We start from the raw sequence: 18,959 nt of genomic DNA, 5'->3' as shown, positions 1-18,959 counted from the left end.
ATGGTTAAATTATGAATTCACCGGTGTTACTTAGTGTCTTGTAACCCGGTATTGAGCTTAATCTCCTCTTAAACTCCTCATCCTTAAGTACACTTATGAATACCCTTACACTATCTTTACTTAACTTACTTAAAGGTACTGCGAAGTCGTATCTCTCCCAAGCCAGTGGTATGAAGTCTAGACCATACATTTCAGCAGCTGCCCTAATACCTACCCCAGCCTCAGCTCTGCCTTGAGCAATAGCGGCGGCTACGGCTGTATGTGTTCTTGCCTCATGGTAGTAGCCTGGTATTGATTTAGCTAACTCCTCGAAGCTCACCCCATTTCTCAACGCATACTCCTTAAGCAACTTATCGAATAGGAATCTTGTTCCAGCACCCTTATTTCTGTTCACAATCCTAAGTTTAAGCCTAATTAAATCCTCGAAGCTACTGATTCCTCTTGGATTACCCTTAGGTAGTATTATGCCTTGTTCCCTCATGTAACCTGCCACTAGCCTTACCTTTCCCTCACCATACTTCCTAACGAATGGTTCATTATATTCACCTGTCTCCTCATCTATTAAGTGAATACCAGCTACATCAGCCTCCCCTCTAATGGCTGCCTTAAGCCCCTCAAGGGAACCTATGTTAATGACCTTAGCTGTAATCCAATCAGGTAGTAATGGTATTAATGATGAGTCTAAGGCCACGTCGTGACTACCCATTATGTATAAGTTAGCTGGCTTATACTGATGGGTAAACAACCTAACGTTAACCCACTCCCCCTCCTCCAGGAATTCCCTATTTTCAGGAATCTCAATGTAACCCTCAGCGTAGGCTAAGGTTGTTATTGCACCTGACTCAGCTGGTAGAGGGTATGCCTTAACACCACTCTCAGTCTCAACTAGGCTAACTGGGTTAAGGCCCCTCCTTCCCCTCGCCCCCTCAACCCTAATAGCCATTTGAGCCCTAATGACCGGCTGGGTTAGGCTTAGGCACTGCATCTTAGCTAGGATTGGTTTAACAATTATATTGAATATCATTAATGCGCTACTTGGGTAACCAGGTAGGCCAACTACAAGTTTGCCCTCCTTACTAACGGCGACAACGGTTGGCTTCCCCGGCTTAACATTAAGGCCGTGAACAATTACACCAGGTGGACCAATTCTATCAAGTACCCTGTAGCTTATATCTAATGCACCAGCTGACGTACCCCCTGAGAGTAGGACTAGGTCAGCCTTGCTTAAGGCATCCCTAATAATCCCCTCCATCTCTGCTTCATCATCCTTAACAATACCCATTAACAATGGTTCACCCCCAGCCTCCCTGACGCCGTGGGCAATAGTGTAAGTGTTTATATCATATATCTTACCCATGCTTAAGAGTGAACCTGGCTTAACCAGTTCATTTCCGCTTGATATTATGGCAACCCTAGGCCTTTTAAATACAGGCACCTTATCAATGCCCACTGCAGCCAATACACCAACCTCCCTCTCCTTAATTAATGTGCATCTTCTAAGAATCAACTCCCCCATCATTATGTCTGAGCCGGCTGACATTACGTTATCCATAGGTGTTACTGACCTATAGATTGTTAATGTTCCATCATCAACCTTAGTGTACTCGACAGGCACCACTGCATTAGACCCTGGGGGTAATGGAGCACCTGTCGCAATCTCCACTGCACTCCCCTTCTCAACTAATGGTAAATTGGAGTCACCTGCATTAATACTTAAGTTACTTAACCTGAGCTTAACAGGGTGTAGTTCATCAGCGCCAAAAGTGTCCTCAGCCCTAAGGGCGTACCCATCCATGGTGGCTCTATCGAATGGTGGTACATCAACCTTAGCGTAAACATCCTCCGCTAAAACTCTCATGTATGAGTCCTCTAAATTAACGTACTCCACTTCACTCCTCTTAATGAATCCACTTATTACTGCTAAAGCCTCCTCAGGGGTCTTTAGTTCATGAAAAATCACCCTCTTAGGCATGCTACGCAGCAATTCACTGCTCTTTATAAATCATTTCAGTTTAATTATGGACTCTTTTCTTCCACTTAATACGGGTTCATTAATGGTTCTTAGAATCACTAGGTACACTAATGTTATCCTTGAGTCCAAGTGAATTTAAGTAACTCGGAGGCAATTTCAGTGAGAGCCCTAGCTGCGTGTAAAATTCCCATGGCTCGCTCAAGGTTATGAGGGTGACCATGTTTAATGAGTTTAATTAATTAAATCAATATAAGTTTTCGTTAATTGCCCCTACGGAATTAATGCGTAATAACCTTTGCTAGTGATGTTAAGCCAATTAGGAGCATTATTATACCAATGAATGCTATTAAGCCCCCTATAATGAGTAACGTGAATAATATTAGTACGGATGCAACATTAATGGCATTATATGAAGTATAAGCCACAGGTACATATGAAGTCACACTAATTGCCAGTGCCAGTCCAATTATGGCTGCTAATGAACCAGTCTTCACGATGCCGTTTCCGTGGTCAGAACCTAATTTATGAAGTATTGCGAAAACCAGCAGCCAGCCAATTAGGTTAATTAATGAACCAGCGGTACCTAGGTATGTTAATGAATTAACCTTAACAAGTAACGCCTGCATTGTGAACCCTGATATATTACTAACCTTATACGTGTTCTCAATGCTTTGAATGTAATATATGGCTCCGGTTATGGAGAATGGTAATGAGATTAATTGAAGTATTGCACCATATGCACCAAACCTATAGGTTCCCTTTAATTCAGATAATCTCCTGAACCCAGTATACTCTAATACAGCCACTGCTACGGCTAATAGTGAATTAAGGGTTATTATCACATAAAACGGTTTCTCTAGGTTAATGTAGTATGATTGAGATTGATTAATGACGTAACCAGCTATATACAACATGAAGACAATCACCAGTAGTATTGAGCCAAGTAGGTAAATTAATATGGCGTTCCTAATCATGATTACGCTACTACTGTTCATCCTCATTTATAAAGCCTGGATGATTTTTTAAGTTTTCTCACTGAACCACATGAATCTTATTGTAAGGTTTAAAGCGTAATGATTCTCTCCTTAAGGTACAATGGGTTAAAATTTAAAACCACCATGTTTAAAGACTATTATGAATGTGGGTATATTCTTAGCGGCATTGGGGGTGAGTATGCTTGAGCTTTCTGAGGCTGGTGCGGTGACTGCTGTTTACCAAGGTATATATAAGGGTATTAAACCAACGCTTTACGCTGTAGCCGGGGTATTACTGGTTCTTGTACCTACTTTCACAGTGGGTAGGTATATAGTGTATCTGCCCCTTGATTATGTTCTAGCGGTTTCAGCGGTAATACTGTTCTACTTCGGTTACAGGCTGCTTAGAAGTGCAAGAAGGTACTTTAAGGGGATTAGGAGGGGTAATGTTGAGGAGGAGAAGAGTGATTTAGCCGTAGTCTTCACGGTCTCTGCTGTTGAGGCCTTTGAGGCTGCCTTAGTATTAATAGCATTAATACCCAAGGGCTACTTCTCAGCATTAACTGGAACACTCATTGCATCTATTGTAGTTGTGGCTTTAACCATAGCGCTTAAGGACCAGATATCCAGGATAAGGTTACCGCATCTTAAGTATGTGTTATCAGCATTACTCTTTAGCCTTGGTACACTTTGGGCGGTGGAAATAATCATGCCGATAAGTGACCTATTCCTATTGGCATTCTTCTTCATTTACCTAGCAGTTAACTACGGGTTACTGAGGATTTAATATTGACTTAGTCTTAGGAAAGCTTAAAAATAGTGGTTGAGTAAAAATATGATCCTGAGGGCTAGGCTCCGCATAAGCCTCGCACGCGGGAGATCCCGGGTTCAAGTCCCGGCCGGTCCACTACACTCTAAAATTAATCAGGTAACCTAGCATTATCAATTATTAAATTCTGAGCATGAGATTCAAGTGTTAAAAAGGCAATGTGAAAATTACTTCATTTAATCAGCTTAATAAGCCGTTTACCCGCTACTCAAATTTATCTATAGCCATGAATGTGGGTTTAGTAATGAGTTCAAGTATCTATCCTTACCATGGGTTTAAGTGCGTCTGAGTTACCTTGAATGCTTGAAGCATTTAAATAGACACAAGCCCTACTACAACTTGCCTACCCCTTAGGGTTAACTGAAGCTCATTATTAGTAATACTTATTGATGCACCAGTTACAAGGTCCTTAATTGATGCATTGCCCACATTAATTACATTCTCATTAATTCTCACATTAACTAGTTGATCACCGTAGGAGTGATTTATTATGAAGAGTAAATAATCAGCACCACTCCTCATTATTCTTACCTCAATGTAACCCTCCCTGGTTGACTTAACTTCAACAGGTGGTTGAACCATGGCAATATTCATGATGCCTTCTATTAATTTTCCAACACCACTCCCTGGTCCATTAGCCTCATAGGATAAACCAATGCTTGTACCCACGTAGATTGCCTTCCCTTTACCATAATCATTAATGGTTATTGAAGGTTTACTTAAGTTAAATTCACTAACCCCTACTTCATTAGCCTTTGAATTAAGCCAGCTAACGTAATTAGAACCAATTATTAAGTCACCGGTCTTTAAACCAGGTATTAGATTACTAGTGATTCTTAAGTTCACCTTATCCACACTCATGTAGCCGTCCTCATAACCCCCAATAACCTCACTTAACCCATACGCCGGTGTACCTGAGTCAATGTAACCGTCACTCCTAATCGCTGCGAACCTTGAATCAACCAGTAGTAATCCACCATTACTTACAAAGTTCCTTAAACCTAGGGCAGCCTTAAGGGTCATTACCAGTGATAATGGGGCTATAAGCACCTTGTACTTACTAATTAAGTTTCCTTCAACCTGTCTAATGGATACTAAATCCACATTATAATTACTATTGAAGAGAACCCTATAAACACCCAGTATTGACCTTGATAATACATCACTACTATGCCTTTGAGCAATCCAAAGCCACTTATACGACTCAATATTATAAAGTATAGCCACACTTGAGTCAATTAACTTAGCCTTTAGGAATAGGTCACTATTCTCGTAAATCACCCTGGCTGTTTCCCCAGCCTTCCTAGCCCTATCGGTTAATGAACCATCAGGGTTAATTAACCCATACCCACCTGACTCAAAACCAAGCATCATAGGGTACCAGTGATATATGTTAATTGCCTTAGCCTCATGTGCAATCGCCTGCCACATCCAAAGAGCCACATCATCAGGTGTCACTGGTTCAACCGCCTTAAGCCCACCAACACCTTGACCAGCTTGAAGCTCCCCTATCCAGTATGGTTTACCACTGGCTAATGCCGCTGACCTAGCTGCATCAAGTACTAGTGAGTCAAGAACATGGTCAACCTTAACCCTACCTGCGTGCTTGGGGTAAAATGATGTACCCCATGCATCAACCACACTGGCCATTTCCCAATCATCAGGTTCACCGAAGAGTGGATTACTGAACACTGAGGTACCGCCATGACTATGACTAACCACTGGGTGATTATTATCAATACTCCTAATTACCTTAACCCTCCATTCAAGGTCCTCCTTAAGCTTAACTATATTGAATGTTAACCAATCAATGTTATCCCTAGCGAAGTGAAGGGAGACGAAACGCGGTGGTTCAACATCATTAAACTCCAGGTAACTCCTATGCCAGGCCTTATTCAACGTGTTAACGTTGCCGTATATAGTCTTTAACCAATCCCTGAACCTACCCTTAGAGTAATTGCAGTAGCAGAATAATCCACGCCAACCAGTGGGTTGGTAAATCCACTGAATAACATTGGGTTCACTCCATAAGTCCCAGACATAGAAGTTAGGGTACTTAATCACTACTTGAGCCAGCTTCCTCATGAATTCCTCAGCCCTAGCCCTAACACCAGGGTGGTCAAGGCAAACCCCAGGGCTACCTTGAGGCATGATAACGCTGCCTGACTCAGAGACGTATAGTGAGTCTGGGTGAAGCTTAGGTAACCAATCGGGGGCGAATTCAAGGTAAACCTGAAGAATAACCCTTAAGCCAATGTCGTTAGCGGTCTTAAGCAGATTCTCGACTCCACTGAAATCATACTCCCCGGGTCTTGGTTCAGAATCCCTCCAGTTAACCCAACCCCTAACATACTTAAACCCAGCCTCCTTAATGTTCTTTAAATCCCTCTTAATGGTTTCCTCATCAAACAGTGGGGTAACGCTACCTACACCATACCATACGGAAACCGGAAACGACATTAATCCACCAATAAGTTAAAATTAATATGCGTTAACTACAATATGTTGCAATTACTGCTTAAATACACGAGGCTTAATTAAGGATTAATGAACATTGGTAATACGTATGGAACCGGGGAATCTAGGCCTCGGTTCAGTTCAGGTGACCCTTCATGAGTGTTCCCAATGAGTATTGGCGTAACTGGGTGAGTAATGTTCAGGGAATTATTAATCACATCACCAGTACTCAAGTTCAGAACATTAACAAGGCCAGTGACATAATTGCTAGCACTATTGATAGTGAACATGCCTGCTTCCTCTTCGGTTCCGGGCACGCGGCAATACCGGTAATGGAAATGTTCCCCAGGTATGGTTCAACATTAGGCTTCATACCAATAGTGGATTTACCCCTAGTATCATTCCTAAGGATGGTTGGGGACTTAGGTTATCCTCAATTCGACTTCATAGAGAATTCACCTGAGTATGGGCGTAGGATAATGGAGAATTACAGTGTTCATAAGGAGGACTGCGTCATCGTGTTCTCCCACTCAGGTACTACACCAATATCCGTTGAAATCGCAGTGCAATTTAAGAATAGGGGTGCACCGGTGATTGGGGTAACATCACTTACTCACGCTAATTCAGCTAAGCCGCGTCACCCATTAAATCTGAAGCTACATGAGGTGGCTGATGTAACCATTGATACTGGTGTCCCGGCTGGTGACGTATCATTAATGATTGATTTAAGGGGTAAGAGACTACGCGTCGGGCCTCTTTCAACAGTAGCCTTCACCATAGTGGCTAACATGCTTCTTCTAAACACAATAGAGAAGCTAATCAATAAAGGCCGTGAAATCCCCATTTTCCCAGTCAGGGGTTTTGATGCTGATGCGGATGCTAGAATGAATTCAATACTTAGGAGGCATAGGGAATTGTATATTAGGCATATAGCTGCTGGTGATTAGTTGAGTGGTTGATGTAACTGTGGTTATTGATATTGGTGGATCTAAGATTGCATCAGCGTTAATTTACAGTGATGGTAAAGTTGAGGATTATAGGGTTCAAAGCATTGACGAGAGGGGAGGTGAATATGCAGTGAATCAAGTTATTGAAACTATACGACACTACATTAGTGGTCTTAGTGGAGTTAACTTAATTGGTGTAGGAATCAGCATACCTGGAATAGTTAGGGAGAATGGGTTAGTTTGGGCACCTAACATAAGGGGTTGGAGGAATATTAATGTTGCCTTAATGATTAAGAGGAAGCTTAATCTAAGTAACTTAACCATTATTGATGATAGGGTTGCCAACATTATGGGTGAGTATTGGCAGGGGGCAGCCAGGGGGGTGAGCAATGCAGTGTCATTAATGATTGGTACCGGTGTGGCTGCTGGATTATTAATTAACGGTAAACCATTAAGGGGGAGTAGTGGTGTTGCAGGGGCAGTGGGTTGGTGGTTACTGAGTAGGAGAATACCTAGGCATAAATCATCAAGAGGATTCCTTGAGGATCAGATATCAGGCCCAGCATTATTCAGGAAAACATACAGGTACTGCCTACGTATACGCGATGAATCCTGCCTCAACATTATTAGGAACTGTAACACACACAATGCCCACTGCATTTTCCAAATGCTTGATCAAGGGGTAGCATTAATTAAACCGGTGCTAGAGGAGGCGGCGACGATAGTGGGTATTACTGCGGCTAACTTAATTAGTCTAATAAATCCTGAGGTATTAGTATTAAGTGGTGGTGTGGGGGTGGAAATTGGGAGAAGATTCATGAATACTATTCTGAAGTCTGTTAAGGTAGCTCAACCACACTCCCTTAGGAGAAGCAGAATTGTAGTTTCACAGTTAGGTTACTTATCTAACCTCTACGGCTTGGCCCACTGCATAATGAGTAGTAATAATTGTGCATGAGGAGGATGCGGTAAAGATGGTGAATTAAGTCAATTATCTTGTTGATTTAATTACGGTGATCCAAGCATCTTTGCAACATCATATATTAAGGCTGGCTTCCAGTATATTGAATTACGTTCCCTAATTATCCCCACTATCCAAATTATCACGAAGACAAGCCCTACCAGTATGCTTAAAGCCTTAATGATTATGAACAAGGGTGGAAGAATCATTGTTGCTAAGGACAATAAGTCAAGTATTACCGAAACCACTATTATCACTATACCGAATGCAATACTTAAATACGACCAATGCTTAACGTAATTAGATTCAGGCCTAATTATGAACCCCAGTATTCCACCAGCTAATGGTATTATCCAAGCCACTAAACCCCAATTAAGTTCATCAATACTAACCTGAGACATAGTTTAAACCCTAAAATAAGTATTTATAAATATAGAGGCTTCTCAGTAGGAGTAACCTAGTGCACGGCTTCAATAGGTCAATGCTAGTTTACCCATACTTTAATGAAGATACTCACATAGATGAATAGAAGAGATGAAAGAAACCTTAAGCCTCATTTATTTCTAGGGAGTATTTTTGAATTCTGAGGAAGGCAGTGATGCAGTAGGTCTCCTTGAGTCTCCTGACGACTATTCAAATGAGGGATTAGATTACATTGTAAAGTTTTTAAATTACTAATGCGTACATAGGCTATGTCCCTGAGGAAAATGAGAATAGGTGTGTTGGGTACTGGTGAGGTTGGTCAAGCTATTGCAACCAAGCTTGTTGAATTAGGTAATGAGGTTCGCATGGGTTCACGTAGTAGGGATAATGAGGCTGCTAGGAATTGGGCTAGGAGTAATGGATCATTAGCATCCCATGGAACCTTCAGGGATGCTGCAGAATTCGGCGAGATAATCTTTAATTGTACTAATGGCCTATACTCCCTAGATGCCCTTAAGTCAGCGGGTTATGAGAATCTTAAGGGGAAGATAATCATTGACGTTGCTAACGCCGTAGACTTCTCCTCAGGTGAACCCACTGTGATTATGCCTGAGGGTAAGTCCCTGGGTGAGAGGATTCAGGAGGCCTTCCCTGAATCCAAGGTTGTTAAGACCCTTAACTTCGTTAGCTATAGGTTAATGGTTAATCCTGGGCTACTGGGAGGTGAGATTGATATGTTCGTGAGCGGGAATAATAAGGATGCTAAGCAGCTTGTCACCAGCATCTTAAAGGAATGGTTCGGCTGGAGGACTGTGGTGGATTTAGGTGATATAAGGGCTGCTAGGGCTATGGAACTACTGGTACCGCTATGGTTTAGGTTATGGGAAAACACTGGTACTGACTTATTTGGATTTAAGGTAATTATTAAGAAGTGAGTGGCACTAGCATCAGGTTTAAATTATGGATTCAGTACCTACACATGTATTGCCTAACACCCTTAACATTGGTACTGGTGGTGAATAAGTAACCCTCATACTCAAGGGGTGGTTCACCCATTGCAGTGCTTATGAATAATGTTGATAAGTCACCTCCACCAAAAGTGCATGAGCTAGTGTATCTTGCGTTAACTGTTATTGAATTAATAATAGTTTTATTAAATGGATTAACCCTAATAACCCTACCACCACCCCATAATGCAATCCAAAGGTAACCACTTGAGTCAATAGTCATACCATCCGGGTTACCCTGTAGGTTTGACAAGTCGATTACATCCCTTAAACCAGTTAATTCACCATGCTTAACATCATAACCGTATACCGCCACCCTCCTAGTTGGGCTATCTATATAGTACATTATTGATCCATCAAGTGACCATGTTAAGCCATTAGAAACCATAACCCCACTTAAAAGTCTCCTAACACTTAAATCATGATCAATAATATAAAGCGATGCTTGAGGCTTCCTAGGCATGGGCATGTACATTGTGCCAGCAACTAAACGTCCAAATGGATCACACCTACAGTCATTAAACCTATTATCAGCACCTTCATCAACATTAGCCAGGGTCTTTAAAATGACACCATTATTAGGATTAACTAGAATCACCTTATTCTTAATTGTGACGACTAAATTACCATCACTGTTAAGTGCGATGCAACTGGGCATTGGGCCAAGTTTAATTGAATTAACATAACCATCCTTAGGCTTATACATGTGTACCCTATCCCCATTAATATCAACCCAATACAATGTTTCATTAACGTGATCCCAAATAGGCCCTTCACCAAGCCTGGAACGAGGTAAGTTAATCAACGGTGTTGCGGATTCTGAACTCATATTGATCAATTTTACTGCCTTCACCTAGTTTTTAAATTGTATACCCACATGAATTAATTAAATGTAACACCTAAGATTATTCCCTTGGGCTTGAAACACCAGCTCTATTGGTTTATTGAACTTCAGTAGAGGACGTATAATCATTGAAATCATTTAGGTTTCGTAATACTCTTTAATGTACCCTTCATGTAATCCTAGGTAGGCTATGTAACCTGTAAATCCCTTAATCTCAGGTTTAGGTGATTCCTTACTCATGCAATATATTGCTTGAATCAATTTGAATTTAGGCTGCTCTCCTTTAATCTTTTTAACGGCAATTCCATTAATGAAAAAGAGGCGTTATGCCTTAACTTAATTATTACTGCATCATTGATGCATGTTCTTCTTAACATTGGATTCCACGTTTTTATACTTAGTTGCATACGGAATGGTTTAAAAAACGCATTGTGAAGCATAGGCATGCCGGAGATAAGTGAAGTGGAGCCTATAATACTATATAACCCTAGGCCTGATGACCCAGCGCCTTGGGCGTCATATATGGTTTTAGTTAGGGTTGTTACTAAGGATGGTGGAGTTGGTTGGGGGGAAACTCTTAGTTCGATTAGAGTTAATGCATTGGTTCAATTAATTAAGGTATTATCCAGTGTCATGAGGGGTAGGGATGTGTTTAACCTTGAGGGTAATAGGCTTGAGTGGTATAGACAGGACTTCAATATGCCTGTTTCCCTAGAGTCCACAGCCGCCTATAGTGCTTTTGATATTGCTTCATGGGACATAATAGGTAGGGAGCTTGGTGCACCGGTGCATAGGTTGCTTGGGGGCTTAACTAGGGATAGGGTTAGGGTTTATGCTAATGGCTGGTATTCAAATGCAGTTAAGCCTGAGGATTTCGCTGAGAAGGCTAAGGAGACTGTTAGGAGGGGTTATACGGCTCTTAAATTCGACCCCTTTGGCCCATACTTCGACATGATTGATTCGGCAGGCATTAAGGATGCCGCTGAGAGGGTTAAGGCTGTTAGGGAGGCTGTTGGTGATGGAGTGGACATACTCATTGAAGCCCACGGTAGGTTTAACGCTGAGTCAGCAATTAGGGCAGCGTGGGCTTTGGAGCCCTATAACCCATTATTCATGGAAGAGCCCGTTCACCCAGAGGATATTGAGGGCTTAATTAGGTTTAGGAACAGTACTAGAATTAGGGTTGCCTTAGGTGAACGCATAATTAATAAGGGATACTTAATTCAATACCTTAAACTCAGCCTTGTTGATTACCTACAGACTGATGTGGGCAGATTCGGTGGCCTAACTGAAGCTAGAAAGGCATCAATAATGGCTGAAGCCTTCAGTGTACCCATGGCATTTCACAACGCTAACGGCCCAATACTCCACGCAGCCACAATACAGCTTGATGCATCAATACCCAACTTCGCCGTTCAGGAATCATTCTACGATTACTGGCCCCAGTGGAAGAGGGATCTTGTGGGTGACTCAATGCCTGTGGAGAATGGTTACGTTAAGGTTCCCACTAAGCCTGGTTTAGGGGTTGATGTTAATGAGAAGCTTATTGAGAGGCTTAGGATTAATGAGACTGAGATTACCATTAAGGGTGGTTTATCGTGGATTGTTAAGGGGACCACTGGTGGCTCCTAGTGAGACTACGTGGGCTTAAAGGTATACGAATTGGAATTAAATGAAGATAATGTTATTAAACCAAGGCAGGTAACTAATGTATGCAGCGTCAAATCCCAGTATATGAACCAGCGACCGGTGAGGTTTTAGCCTATGTACCGGACATGAGTATTAATGAAGTTAGGGATGCAATAAGTAAGGCATATGACGCATTACCCAGGATACAGTCGATACCGGCCTACGAGAGGGCTAAGCTACTAATGAAGGTTGCTCAGGCTATTAGGGCACGTAAGGAGGAGTTAGCTAGGTTACTAACAAGGGAGATTGGTAGACCAATTAAGAGCACTAGGTTAATCCTCGAGAGGACGGCTAGGATTTATGAATTAGCAGCCCAGGAATTACCCCATGTCTTAACCGGTGAATTCATACCCCTTGAGGCTTATGATTACCCGGCAGGTAATGAGAAGAGAATAGCCTTCATTAGAAGGGAACCAGTGGGTGTGGTGGGTGCTATAACACCCTTTAATTTTCCACCAGACAGTATGGCTCATAAGGTTGCCCCAGCCTTGGCAATAGGTAATACTGTGGTTCTTAAGCCGAGTAGGAATTCACCATTAACGGAAACTGAGATAGCTAAGATAATTACTGAGGTGGGGTTCCCTGAGGGTTCAATTAACGTGGTTACTGGTGATTCATCAATGATTGGTGATGAATTCGTTAATAACCCTAAGGTATCATTAATAACGTTCACTGGTTCATCTAAGGTTGGTCTTAATTTAGCCAGTAGGGCAATATTAATGGGTAAGAGGGTTATTATGGAGCTTGGCGGTAGTGATGCAATGATAATCCTGGAGGATGCAGACTTAAATAAGGCTGTCCAAGCAGCCACAGTGGGTAGGTTTGATTACGCTGGGCAATTCTGCAATGCCACCAAGAGGTTAATAGTGAGGGATGAGGTGTATGATGAATTCATTAAAAGGCTTACTGAGAGTGTTTCGAAACTTAAGATAGGTGATCCATTAAGGGAGGATACTGATGTTGGTCCATTAATAAGTAGGGAGGCTGTGGAGACTATGGAGTTCTTCGTTAATGATGCTTTAAGTAAGGGTGGGAGAATCATATATAGGGTCAGTGGGGTTCCGGAAAGGGGGTTCTATTATCCACCAACAATACTGGAGGCTCCGTTTAACTCAGCGGTGTGGATTGAGGAGGTTTTCGGCCCAGTATTACCTGTTGCTAGGGTTAAGGATGATGATGAGGCTGTTGAATTAGCCAATAGGACTGAGTATGGGCTTGACGCATCAATATTCAGTAGGAATTTCTCAAGGGCATATAAGTTAGCCACTAGGATTAAGGCAGGAACCATATTCATTAATGATACCACTAGGCTCAGGTTTGATAACCTACCCTTTGGTGGATTTAAGAAGTCTGGTATTGGACGTGAGAGTGTTAGGGATACTATGATTGAGATGAGTGAAGTTAAGGTTATATCTTACACATTAGATTGAAGTTAAGCCTAATCCTCACGTGTTAAATTAGCATTATAGTTTATAAACCGGACTGCGTCTGTGTATTGATGCATAGAGTAAACATTATTGCAGAGTACGGTAATAGAACTGAGAAGGATATTGAGATAACGGTTGGTTCACTCCTATTGGTTCAGCAGGATTCAGGAAGCATATCAACAATAGCCCTTCAACCATACTTAATAACCACGAGTAACTACGTTAAGAAAATCACGGCATCATACGGCAGTAACATAGCCTACGCCTTACTCATTAAGAATAGGGAGGATGTATTCATAACAGTTGCCAGTGACCACACAGACCCTGATGCTGAGAGGTGCAGCGTAATATCAGGTAAGCACACTTACCCTAAGGTTATCGCCCGTAGGGCTTGGTCACTTGAGAATATTGAGGATCACTGGGATTTAATTGAGTTAAGGAATATGGCTATAATCAATGATGAGAAGAAGATTGCTCAACAATTCACTGGGAAGGAATTACCCCAGCCCAGTATTGTACTTGAGATGATTGAGGATACCGTGGAGGAGCCTAGGAACATGGTTATTGTGGTTGAACGTAGAATAATGCCTGAGGAATACGTGGTCAGTAATTACTATGAAATATCAATGATTGATAATTCAAGTAAAAGAAGCATTGAGCATTACTATTGGGTTGATTAATTTCAGAAATATTTATTAGCCCTAATTAGGCTAAACCATTATGGTTAATAAAATTACGGTATCTGGAGTAATAGTCTTAGTCATAGGCCTTATATTAGCTATAATAGGATCCGTCACGGCAACTAATAGTGCCTTAAGTCTATTTAATCAATTAAAGAATGCTCCACTATCATCATTAAGTCCAGGAAACTTCATTAGTCTTTCAATCTACCCAACCTCAGTACTCATAATAGAGTCCAGTAACGCATCATGTATCTCACCAAGCCCAGTACCGTACGCCTCCAGGACAACAGCCAATATAACCATTATAGTTTATAATCAAACATCCACGATAAACATAATGAATAATTGCACGTTTAATATAATGCTTAGGTATAAGTCCTTCTCAACCTCAGCGGCAAGTAGCCCATTCATAACATCAGGTTACCTAATACTCCTAGGCGGCATACTATTCATACTAGGTATAATCACTGCAGTGGTTGGTTTTGTGCTTGGTCGTAGGCGTAGGGCTAATTCATGATTAATTCACGTAAAGTGTATTGATGCGTACTCACCTACGTCAAGGTAAAGTTCATTGCACTCATTGGTTTCATAATCCTTAGCCTTAATTAAGCACCCGTTTCTCGCCCTTGGTTCATATGTGATAGGGTTATTGGTGTTGTTGGCTATGAATACCACACCCCAGTTGCTTGACTTCATTATTAATTCAACAATCAGTGGTTTAAGGCTTATTACTGGTTCAGTATTCTCAACAACTAATCTACCACCCTCAACCTGAACGGTGCAGTTGGAGACCGTGTATGGGGATTCAAGGCTCTTAAACTGAGTAATTATGCAGGTATTATTCCTGTACCTAACGGTAACTAATGCCCAATCTGAAACATTCAGTATACTGGTGGATAATATGAGACCCCTATGCCAGGGTGTAATATTCAGGAATCCCCTCAACAGTATTCTAAGTATCATTAAGGGATTACTAATGACCTCAGGCGCCTTAAGCTTAAGTAACCTAAGGGCCTTGTCGTATAATCCATATACAGTAAGTGCGTAAATTAACCCTGGTAAATCTAATTCATTACGTTTACCGGTAACAGCATTATAGTATAGCTTAGTGAGGAGTCTAATGGCATCATTATGCTTAATTAACCTTAACTGCAGCTTATCAAGGTCACTAGGGCACTCCCTTAGTGCTCTTTCCCTCATTAACCTTAATTCACTTAAATTAAAACCAGCGGGCCAATTTAATAGAAGTATCTTAGCCAGCGGGTAGGCTTCACAGGGGTTTAGTGAGTTAAGGTTGATTTCAGGCATTGGACCAGGCCACATGAGTGCATTAGCTAATAAGCTACCGCTCTTCACCCCAATCATGCTTAACATTAATTCATCAATAGCATTAAGTGGTTTAATTTCATTAATTTTCTCAATAACATGCAGTGCGTATTGGTTCAGTAACTCATTACTGAACATTAATATGCCTGGTTCAAGTATGGTCATTAGCGACCTTTACCAATACTCCTAGTTGTTACCAGTAGGTAGGCTAATGCGGCTATTATTATGATTACTATGGTTACTATTATTATTATGTTCTCAGGGTAAGGTACGACGAGTAATGATGATCTACTCGTTAATGCATAACCCAGGAAACTGAAGATAAGTGAGTATGACCCAAGGACGAATATTATTAGTAAACTTAATTTAACTATGGTGTAGTATGATTCCCTATCAGGCTTTTTAGCCCTCTTAAATATCCACGCAGTATCCTTAAGTAATCCACGCAGCTTCTTACCTAAATCACTGAACGCCACATGAGGACTCCGCACTTAGGTTAAATAAGCTTTATGCATTCAAATAGAATCATAAGTCACTTCACTGGGATGTGATGGCAATACGTGTATTACCAACCTAACTTGAGCGGGCATGCTTCACTTAGGTAATTATTCTACAGAATGTTACCCATGATTCATTGCATGAATTAATTTTAGTGAGTTGATTAGTCACTTAGAGTCTTAATGATACTAACGCAGTGCGCATTAAATACTATTGATTAGCCTTCTTCACCTTTATAATATTATTCTCATACGATACCACAGTAACCCTATCACCCTCCTTAACATCCTCCAGTGCTATTGCCTTCCAGTACTCTCCCCTAATCTTAACAATGCCCATTTGCCCAGCCTTAATATCCTCAGTAGCTACTCCAATTAACCCTGTTACTGGGTAATATATTACTGTTGATATTGGCTTAGCCCTAACAGCCCTAACTATTAGCATTACTATCCAGGCTGATAAGCCTCCAATCCCTACTATTTCACTGTAAAGTATTATTCTAAGTGTTGTTGGGTTATATTTAAGTGCATACTGGGGTGGCGTGACATTTGGTATGAGTAGTATTAAACCCACTGCAATAAGCACCGCACCAACGGCTATTAATACACCATGTAACTTACCCCCACTATGCCACTCAAGGGCCATTAATAAGGCACCAGTCACCATTAAGCCTAAGCCAGCGTAGTTTATTGGTAAGCCAAGTAAGGCTAATACAACTAGTAATGCTGCACCTATGCCAGCTAAGTATACGTGGGCGGTTATTAAACCTGCCAGGATAAGCAATACACCCAGTATGGAGAGGATATTCTCAATCACTGAGTTTTGTAAAGCATCGTAAAGTTGGTAACTGATGGGTGGCGTTAATTGAGTTATAGTCGGGTTCTCCATTATTAACGTGTAGTTAACTCCATTAACGTTAACAGTGGTACCATTCATCATGGATAATAACTGATTAATATCACTTGCAACATAATTAATAACACCATACCTAAGCGCCTCCTCAGGCCCTAGATTAGTGTCATTGTATACGCAGGATGCTGCGAAGGTAGTGTTCCTACCCCTGAACTCAGCGGCCTCAACGAAGTACTTAGCCACTGCATTAAGTATCTTAGGCTCAGTTATGAAAACCTCCTGCCCAGTAACCTCATTGATCTCCACTGGTTGACATGAACCAATTACGGTTCCTGGAGCCATGGCGGCTATTGTAGTTGAGAGGAGGACTAACGTGCCCCCTGACCAGGCATATGAGCCCACTGGGTAAACGAATCCAACAGTCACTACACTTGATGTTTCAAAGAGACTAACTATGTTTAAGGCTGCATCAAGCAAGCCACCTGGTGTTTCCATGTATATGACTAATACACTACCAGGTGGGAGTTGATTAATAACGCTCTTTAATTCGTCATAAGTATTATCAGTTATCTCTCCATTCAAATTATAAGTGTAGACCTGGGTTACCTTAATAATGCCGCTGGATGCTGCATGAACAATCATGGGTAATGCTAAGGTGAGTATAATTAATGCAAGTAATAGTGCCTTCACTTCACCTACACCTTTACTTAATTTTAAGTACATGTATTTAACCCTTTTTCAAAGCCCTCAGCTGGCACTTGATGAACCCTGCCCCTCCTGTCCTCCCCTAGCCTTCAATGCTAAGGCTGCGGCTGTGACTGGCTCTAGGTTACTTGGAACGACTAGTATTAGGTTATGTTCCTTAGCAACCTCAAGGAGAGTATCAAGTTGCCTGAGGGTTAAGGCTGTTGGGTTCTTAACATATGTTTCAGCTGCCTTAAGATACATTTGAGAAGCCTCGTAGTCGGCTTGGGCCAGTATTACCTTAGCCCTCCTCATCCTCTCAGCCTCTGCTTGGGCAGCCATGGCTCTAACCAAGGTGTCAGGGAGCTTAATGTCCTTTATAGCGACACTGGATATTTTAAGCCCCCAGGGCTCCACATGTTCATCGACAATTGATGCGATTCTCTTAGCAACCTCCTCCCTCTGGGTTAGGAGGGTGTCTAAATCCACCATACCCACCACGTCCCTTAATGTTGCTGCAGCTATTGTTGCCGCTGCGCTCCTATACTCCTGTATTGATAATACCACGTTCTTAGCGTCAAGAACCCTTAAGTAAACTGATGCATCCACTGAGACTTCAACATTATCCCTGGTTAAAGCCCTTTGTGAAGGCATATCAAGCATTATAGTCCTTAAGTCTATGGTTATTACCCTATCTATGAAGGGTATAACCAGTACTAAACCAGGTCCATAAACCCCCTTAAACTTACCCAACCTAAGCTTAACGAGTCTTTGATACTCTGGAACAATCCTTATTGCTGAGGCTAATATAGGGATGACTATTATAAGCACTATTATTGCAATAACTATATCCACAATTAAGGAAATTGTGCTCATAGGTTAACTTAATTCTAGGATTTTAAAACTTTTAGTCAATATACGTAAACTATTTAACAATAATAGCCAGCAGTGGTATGTGGCTAAGAGTATATTTGATCTTATCACTGATATTAATGGAGTAAAGAGGGGTAAGGTAATGGTTATTCGTGAATTATTAAGGGTGCTTGAGTACGTTGATTCTTCATCAAAGGGTAATGTAGTGTACATAAGTTATAGACGTATAATAGGTATTATTCAGCATCATAGGAAGTTAAGTAATGAGGATAAGTCAATGATCAAGAGTACGCTTAGTAGTATTATTACTGATGTTAACGCGAGAAGAATTAACAAGGATAAATGCATTTACGTAGTGGATAAGGGGGCTTTATCGTTAATGATTATGAGACTTAAGGAAGCCTTAAGTGAATGAGAAGCAATACTTAAATAAATCACCTCATCGACTTAAGGTAATCATGCGGAGAAGGCTGGGGCTGAGTTAGTGATGATTATTCAGCCGCCTAAGTTATG

18 protein-coding genes are annotated in these 18,959 nt (G+C 41.4%); 9 read left to right on the top strand and 9 right to left on the bottom strand.

Annotation, left to right across the window (positions count from 1 at the left end):
- Positions 1-4: 4 nt before the first annotated feature.
- Entirely contained in the window at positions 5-1,972 is a 1,968-nt protein-coding gene (locus CMAQ_RS00430; RefSeq protein WP_012185157.1) for a molybdopterin biosynthesis protein, read from the bottom strand.
- Between the two features lie 278 nt (positions 1,973-2,250).
- Positions 2,251-2,967, bottom strand: a complete 717-nt coding sequence (locus CMAQ_RS00425; RefSeq protein ID WP_156769794.1) for a hypothetical protein — start codon at positions 2,965-2,967, stop codon at positions 2,251-2,253.
- Positions 2,968-3,106: 139 nt separating this feature from the next.
- Between CMAQ_RS00425 and CMAQ_RS00420 the strand changes: the two genes are divergently transcribed.
- Positions 3,107-3,733: a membrane protein gene (locus CMAQ_RS00420; RefSeq protein WP_012185155.1), complete on the top strand. Its 627-nt coding sequence runs from the start codon at positions 3,107-3,109 to the stop codon at positions 3,731-3,733.
- A gap of 354 nt (positions 3,734-4,087) precedes the next feature.
- Here CMAQ_RS00420 and CMAQ_RS00415 read toward each other — a convergent pair whose 3' ends face one another.
- The gene (locus tag CMAQ_RS00415; protein ID WP_012185154.1) at positions 4,088-6,235 is read right to left on the bottom strand and encodes a beta-galactosidase; all 2,148 of its coding nucleotides are present in this window, start codon (positions 6,233-6,235) and stop codon (positions 4,088-4,090) included.
- A gap of 152 nt (positions 6,236-6,387) precedes the next feature.
- On the opposite strand from CMAQ_RS00415, the gene CMAQ_RS00410 reads away from it, so the two are divergent.
- Together CMAQ_RS00410 and CMAQ_RS00405 are read left to right on the top strand one after the other, a co-directional pair.
- Positions 6,388-7,179: a sugar isomerase domain-containing protein gene (locus CMAQ_RS00410; RefSeq protein WP_012185153.1), complete on the top strand. Its 792-nt coding sequence runs from the start codon at positions 6,388-6,390 to the stop codon at positions 7,177-7,179.
- Positions 7,180-7,183: 4 nt separating this feature from the next.
- Positions 7,184-8,137 (top strand): ROK family protein, encoded by a 954-nt coding sequence (locus CMAQ_RS00405; protein WP_012185152.1) that lies wholly within the window; start codon positions 7,184-7,186, stop codon positions 8,135-8,137.
- A gap of 50 nt (positions 8,138-8,187) precedes the next feature.
- Here the strand turns inward: CMAQ_RS00405 and CMAQ_RS00400 are convergent, their stop codons facing one another.
- Positions 8,188-8,541: a hypothetical protein gene (locus tag CMAQ_RS00400; protein ID WP_012185151.1), complete on the bottom strand. Its 354-nt coding sequence runs from the start codon at positions 8,539-8,541 to the stop codon at positions 8,188-8,190.
- 291 nt (positions 8,542-8,832) lie between these two features.
- Here CMAQ_RS00400 and CMAQ_RS00395 point away from each other — a divergent pair, with 291 nt between their 5' ends.
- The gene (locus CMAQ_RS00395) at positions 8,833-9,498 is read left to right on the top strand and encodes an NADPH-dependent F420 reductase (RefSeq protein WP_012185150.1); all 666 of its coding nucleotides are present in this window, start codon (positions 8,833-8,835) and stop codon (positions 9,496-9,498) included.
- Between the two features lie 31 nt (positions 9,499-9,529).
- On the opposite strand, the gene CMAQ_RS00390 is transcribed toward CMAQ_RS00395, so the two are convergent.
- The gene (locus CMAQ_RS00390) at positions 9,530-10,399 is read right to left on the bottom strand and encodes an SMP-30/gluconolactonase/LRE family protein (protein ID WP_012185149.1); all 870 of its coding nucleotides are present in this window, start codon (positions 10,397-10,399) and stop codon (positions 9,530-9,532) included.
- A 459-nt stretch (positions 10,400-10,858) separates the two neighbouring features.
- Between CMAQ_RS00390 and CMAQ_RS00380 the strand changes: the two genes are divergently transcribed.
- From CMAQ_RS00380 to CMAQ_RS00365, 4 genes are all read left to right on the top strand, one after another.
- Entirely contained in the window at positions 10,859-12,046 is a 1,188-nt protein-coding gene (locus tag CMAQ_RS00380; RefSeq protein ID WP_012185148.1) for a mandelate racemase/muconate lactonizing enzyme family protein, read from the top strand.
- Between the two features lie 80 nt (positions 12,047-12,126).
- A complete protein-coding gene (locus CMAQ_RS00375) occupies positions 12,127-13,533 on the top strand; it encodes an aldehyde dehydrogenase family protein (protein ID WP_012185147.1) in 1,407 nt (468 codons plus the stop codon).
- Positions 13,534-13,601: 68 nt separating this feature from the next.
- Positions 13,602-14,210, top strand: coding sequence for a DUF2848 domain-containing protein (locus CMAQ_RS00370; RefSeq protein WP_012185146.1), 609 nt, complete (start codon positions 13,602-13,604; stop codon positions 14,208-14,210).
- A 40-nt stretch (positions 14,211-14,250) separates the two neighbouring features.
- Complete coding sequence (locus CMAQ_RS00365; RefSeq protein ID WP_012185145.1) at positions 14,251-14,730, top strand: hypothetical protein; 480 nt, start codon at positions 14,251-14,253, stop codon at positions 14,728-14,730.
- 5 nt (positions 14,731-14,735) lie between these two features.
- Here CMAQ_RS00365 and CMAQ_RS00360 read toward each other — a convergent pair whose 3' ends face one another.
- The 4 genes from CMAQ_RS00360 to CMAQ_RS00345 all read right to left on the bottom strand — a co-directional run bounded on the left by CMAQ_RS00360 (position 14,736) and on the right by CMAQ_RS00345 (position 18,449).
- Positions 14,736-15,704 (bottom strand): hypothetical protein, encoded by a 969-nt coding sequence (locus CMAQ_RS00360; RefSeq protein WP_012185144.1) that lies wholly within the window; start codon positions 15,702-15,704, stop codon positions 14,736-14,738.
- On the bottom strand, positions 15,704-16,015 hold the full coding sequence (locus CMAQ_RS00355; protein WP_012185143.1) for a hypothetical protein: 312 nt from the start codon (positions 16,013-16,015) through the stop codon (positions 15,704-15,706). The genes CMAQ_RS00360 and CMAQ_RS00355 overlap by 1 nt, the downstream gene beginning before the upstream one ends.
- A gap of 232 nt (positions 16,016-16,247) precedes the next feature.
- On the bottom strand, positions 16,248-17,579 hold the full coding sequence (locus CMAQ_RS00350) for an NfeD family protein (RefSeq protein WP_232203772.1): 1,332 nt from the start codon (positions 17,577-17,579) through the stop codon (positions 16,248-16,250).
- A 57-nt stretch (positions 17,580-17,636) separates the two neighbouring features.
- A complete protein-coding gene (locus tag CMAQ_RS00345) occupies positions 17,637-18,449 on the bottom strand; it encodes an SPFH domain-containing protein (RefSeq protein ID WP_012185141.1) in 813 nt (270 codons plus the stop codon).
- A gap of 79 nt (positions 18,450-18,528) precedes the next feature.
- Here CMAQ_RS00345 and CMAQ_RS00340 point away from each other — a divergent pair, with 79 nt between their 5' ends.
- Positions 18,529-18,861, top strand: a complete 333-nt coding sequence (locus CMAQ_RS00340; protein WP_012185140.1) for a hypothetical protein — start codon at positions 18,529-18,531, stop codon at positions 18,859-18,861.
- The last annotated feature ends 98 nt before the right edge of the window (positions 18,862-18,959 follow it).

Source organism: Caldivirga maquilingensis IC-167, assembly GCF_000018305.1.
Lineage (GTDB): Archaea > Thermoproteota > Thermoprotei > Thermoproteales > Thermocladiaceae > Caldivirga > Caldivirga maquilingensis.
Note: the sequence above shows the minus strand (reverse complement) of the source record. Positions and strands in the feature narration are given on the sequence as shown.